Here is a 4,389-nt window from a genome sequence, read left to right on the forward strand (position 1 = left end):
CACCGCGGGTGGTGGCCCGTTAGCCGGCTCGGCCGTTTCCGGCGGGTCTGGGTTCTCCCGCGCGGCCTCGACGGCCGCCAACCACGTTGTGGCGCTGCGGCGCTGCTTGCGCCCACCGAACACCGGAAGAGCGACAAGATCGTCGACGGATATGGGGTCAGCGAGGGCGGCTTCGACGATGGCTGAGTCGGGCAGGATGCGGCCTGGCGCGACGTCGCGGCGCCGGGCGATCCGGTCGCGCACCGTCCACAGTTCGCGGATAGCGGCCAGTCCGCGCCGGTCATGCACCCGGTGGATCCCTGACGTGCGTCGCCACCGGTCGCGCCGGGTGGGCGGCGTGACGAATGTCCTTAGGTAGTCGAATTCTTCAGCGGCCCAGTAGGTTTTGCCTTGCTCAGCCAGCACTGCCGCGATCGCGTCTCGCAGTTCGATGAGGACTTCGACGTCCAGCGCCGCGTAGTTCAGCCACGCCTCCGGTAGTGGTCGCTGCGACCAGTCGGCTGCGCCGTGCCCTTTGGCCAGGCCCAGACCGAGTAACCGCTGCACCATGGCCGCGAGGTTCACCCGTTCGAACCCTGCCAGCCGTCCGGCCAGCTCCGTGTCGTACAGCGCCGGTGGCCGCATACCGACCTCGGCCAAACACGGCAGGTCCTGATCGGCGGCGTGCAAAATCCATTCGTCAGCGTTGAGGACTTCGGCGACGGGCTGCAGCACCGTCAGCGAGTCACCGCCGTGGCTGACCGGATCGATCAGGACGGTGCCGGCGCCGTCGCGCCGGATCTGGATCAGGTAAGCCCGGTTCGAGTAGCGGAAACCCGAGGCCCGCTCGGCGTCCACAGCGAACGGCCCGTGGCCGTTGCTCAACACCTCGGCGGCCGCGGCGATTTCGGCGGCGCTGACCGACAGCTTCGGAACGCCACCGGCGGGGCGAAGCAGCGGGGTGGCCTCGGGCTCGGTGGTGCCGGCATCTTCGTCGCCGGCGTGGCTCATGTGCGCCGCTCCTCAATCCCGGCTGCACCGGCATCTTCGTCGCCGGCGCGGCTCATGTCACGCGCGGGACCGCGATCCCAGATCAGTCACCCCGACCGGCGGCAGGCCGGCGGCATGCTCGAGCACCTCGCAGAACGCCTCGACATGGGTCCCGATCGCGGGGGTGATCGCGGTCCAGGACGCTCGCAGCTCGAGTTGGTGGGCGCGCGGCGGCCCGGAGATGTCGCCGTAACGCACCGATGTGGTGGCGGTGACGGTGCCGCCGAGCGCGGTGACGGCCTCGGAGCGCGCCTCGAGCGCTTCGGTCAGCCAGCTCCAGGCGACCTCCGGCAACAGCGGGTCGATCGCCTCGTGGGAGTCCAGGTCGGCTTGGATGTAAGCCACCAGCCGCATGGTGCCGTCCCAGGCGTCCGATCCGTCCGGGTCGTACAGCAGAATCAGCCGGCCAAAGGCGTCGCCTTCGGAGCGCTCGGGAACGATGTCAAGATCGGGGTGTTTGATCTCGGCGCCCAGCGCGTAGCTGTACGGCGCCAGGCGCTGCGGAGGCCGGATGGGTCCGAGCTCGATATCCGTCCGCACGGAGGCGCTGTTCATTGCCGCCACAGCGGCGCGGAACGGGGCCGGTTCGGGCGAAGTCATCAGCGCCGCTCCTCCTCGTCGCTGCGCTCTGCATCGTCGTCGGGCGATGTCATGAGCGCCGCTCTTCCCCCGCAAACGGGAGGTGCCCCCACCTCATCGCTCGGGCTAGAGCGTCGTCGGCGCGGGTCACAACACTCGACGCTAGACCTATCCGCCGACACGTGGGAGAGGCGCGCCGGTCAGCGAGTCGCCCCCGGCGTTGTCGAGCCGTCGGTGTCGGTGAAGCGGGCCGGGCGCTTCTCGCGGTGCGCGGCCAGACCCTCGTGCACGTCGGGTCCGCTGAAGCCGAGGAACTCCAAGCCCAGCGCGGTCTCAAAGGTGGGCCCGAACATGCGGTACCAGTGATTGAGGCTGTGTTTTGTCCACCGGATTGCGTTCTGGGCCCCCTGCGCAAGGCCGTCGGCGATGCGGGTCGCTGTCGCCAGCACCTCGTCGTCGTCGACGCACGTCGATACCAGGCCGATGCGTTCGGCCTCCTCACCGACCAGCGGCTCGCAGGTGAGCAGGTAGTACTTGGCCTTAGCCATCCCGACCAGCAGCGGCCAACAGATCGCGGCGTGGTCGCCTGCGGCCACCCCCAACTTGGTGTGGCCGTCGATGATCTTCGCGGTGCGCCCGGCCACCGAGACATCGGCGAGCAGCGCCACCACCAGGCCCGCCCCGACGGCCGGGCCGCGGATGGCCGAGACCACCGGTTTGTCGAAGTTGACCATGTTGAGCACCAGGTCGCGGGCTTCCCGCATGATGCGAAGCCGGCCGGCGTAGTCGTTGATGGTCTCGTCGATCAACTCGAAACTGCCGCCGGAGGAGAACGCTTTGCCCTCGCCGCGGACCAGCACGACACGCACGTCGGGATCGCGGTCCAGCACAGGCCAGATGTCGGCAAGGTCGCGATGCATCTGCGGCCCGACCGAATTGAGGCCGGGCGCGTCCAAGACGATGTGCAGCACCCCGGGGGCGCCGGACTCGAAGCGAAGGCTGGGGAATTCCTCGTAGCTGACGTGCATCCCGGCTCCTGACTGATCGGAAAGGCAGCGTCGATGTTACGGACGGGTGGAGGGAGCAGCCGCCGTGGCAGCATTGAGCACGATGAACACGCGTCGCGATCTTCCCGAATCGCCTTACCTGGCCGCGGCCAGCGGGCGCAAGCCGCACTGGGTTCCGGTGTGGTTCATGCGGCAGGCGGGCCGTTCCCTGCCCGAGTATCGGGAGCTGCGGCAACGCACCAGCATGCTGGCGGCCTGCTTCGACGCGGAGTTAATCTGCGAGATCACCCTGCAGCCGGTGCGCCGCCACGGCGTCGACGCGGCGATACTGTTCTCCGACATCGTCGTGCCGATGCGCGCCGCCGGCATCGACCTGGACATCGTTCCCGACGTCGGACCGGTGATCGCCCAGCCGGTGCGCGACGCGGCCGCCGTCGAGGCTTTGAAACCACTTGCGCTGCAGGTTGTCCAGCCGGTCGCCGAGGCGGTCGCGTTGCTGGTGGCCGCACTCGGTGAAGTCCCGCTGATCGGCTTCGCGGGTGCGCCGTTCACCTTGGCGTCCTACCTGGTGGAGGGCGGCCCCAGCCGCCACCACGCCCGGACCAAGGCCATGATGCTGGCCGACCCGGCCGCCTGGAATGCGTTGATGGCAAAGCTGACCGACCTCACCATCGCTTTCTTGCGACTGCAACTCGACGCCGGCGTGGACGCCATCCAGGTGTTCGACTCCTGGGCCGGAACACTGTCGCTGGCCGACTACCGGCAGTTCGTGCTGCCGCACAGCGCGCGGGTCTTCGAGGCGTTGGCCGACCGGGGTGTGCCGATGACGCACTTCGGCATCGGTACCGCCGAGTTGCTCGGCGCGATGTCAGAGGCCGTCAAGCCGGCTGTTGCGCCGGTGGTCGGGGTCGATTGGCGCACTTCGCTGACCGACGCCGCCGGCCGGGTCGAGCCCGGCACTGCGCTGCAAGGCAACCTCGATCCGGTGGTGCTGCTGGCGGGCTGGCCGGCGGTGCAGCGGACCGCTCATGCGGTGGTCGACGATGGGCGCCGCGCCGTCGACGCCGGTGCTGCCGGCCACGTCTTCAACTTGGGCCACGGTGTGCTGCCCGACACCGATCCCGGGCTGCTGACCGAGCTGGTGTCCTTGGTCCATACGTTATGACTGGGTTCGGCGACGATGCGGGCGGGAACCGCCCGAGGAGGAGCCGGCCAATTAGGGCTGGGTCTTATTGCGTTGTCGGCGGCGGCATTTCAGGTTTGACAGCGGCGTACCGGTTGCGTGCGGCCGTGGGTGACGACGCGGTGATCACGCTGCTCGACCCGGCCGATCGGCTCGGCGGGGCGTTGCGCACCGAACATGTCGGCGGGCAGCCGATGGACGTCGGCGCTGAAGCGTTCGTGGTTCGCCGGCCCGAGGCGTTGGCGCTTTTGACGGAGCTGGGCTTGGCCGACCGACGGGTCAGTACCACCGGCGCGCGACCGCTGATTTACAGCCAGGGTCGGCTGCACCCGCTGCCGCCCCGCACCGTGGTGGGCATCCCTTCGTCGGCTGAATCCGTCGTCGGGCTCGTCGACGACACCACGATCGCCCAGATACGCGACGAGCCGGCTCGGCATTTGCACTGGCGCGTGGGCAGCGACCCGGCGGTCGCGGAGCTGGTGGCCGACCGGTTCGGCGAGCAGGTGGTCGCCCGCTCGGTGGACCCGCTGCTGGGCGGGGTGTATGCGGGGTCGTCGGCGACCATCGGTTTGCGTGCGGCTGCCCCCGGGC

At 69.4% G+C, this 4,389-nt stretch carries 4 protein-coding genes and 1 pseudogene; 2 read left to right on the forward strand and 3 right to left on the reverse strand.

The genetic code is table 11. The annotated features are described in order from the left end of the window. From WA317_RS22165 to WA317_RS22175, 3 genes and pseudogenes are all read right to left on the reverse strand, one after another. Positions 1-990, reverse strand: a 990-nt coding sequence (locus tag WA317_RS22165; RefSeq protein ID WP_425175077.1) for an HRDC domain-containing protein, incomplete at its 3' end; no start/stop codon positions are given. 57 nt (positions 991-1,047) lie between these two features. After that, a pseudogene (locus WA317_RS22170) lies at positions 1,048-1,682 on the reverse strand (DUF3000 domain-containing protein). A gap of 126 nt (positions 1,683-1,808) precedes the next feature. Next, positions 1,809-2,636 carry an enoyl-CoA hydratase/isomerase family protein gene (locus WA317_RS22175; protein WP_425175078.1) on the reverse strand — a complete coding sequence of 276 codons (828 nt, stop codon included), beginning with the start codon at positions 2,634-2,636 and terminating at the stop codon, positions 1,809-1,811. 82 nt (positions 2,637-2,718) lie between these two features. On the opposite strand from WA317_RS22175, the gene hemE reads away from it, so the two are divergent. Further along, positions 2,719-3,780, forward strand: coding sequence for a uroporphyrinogen decarboxylase (gene hemE / locus WA317_RS22180; protein ID WP_425175079.1), 1,062 nt, complete (start codon positions 2,719-2,721; stop codon positions 3,778-3,780). A gap of 50 nt (positions 3,781-3,830) precedes the next feature. Next, positions 3,831-4,389: FAD-dependent oxidoreductase (locus WA317_RS22185; protein ID WP_425175080.1), on the forward strand; the 559-nt coding region annotated here is incomplete at its 3' end.

It is taken from the genome of Mycobacterium sp. (assembly GCF_049802695.1).
Taxonomy (GTDB): domain Bacteria; phylum Actinomycetota; class Actinomycetes; order Mycobacteriales; family Mycobacteriaceae; genus Mycobacterium.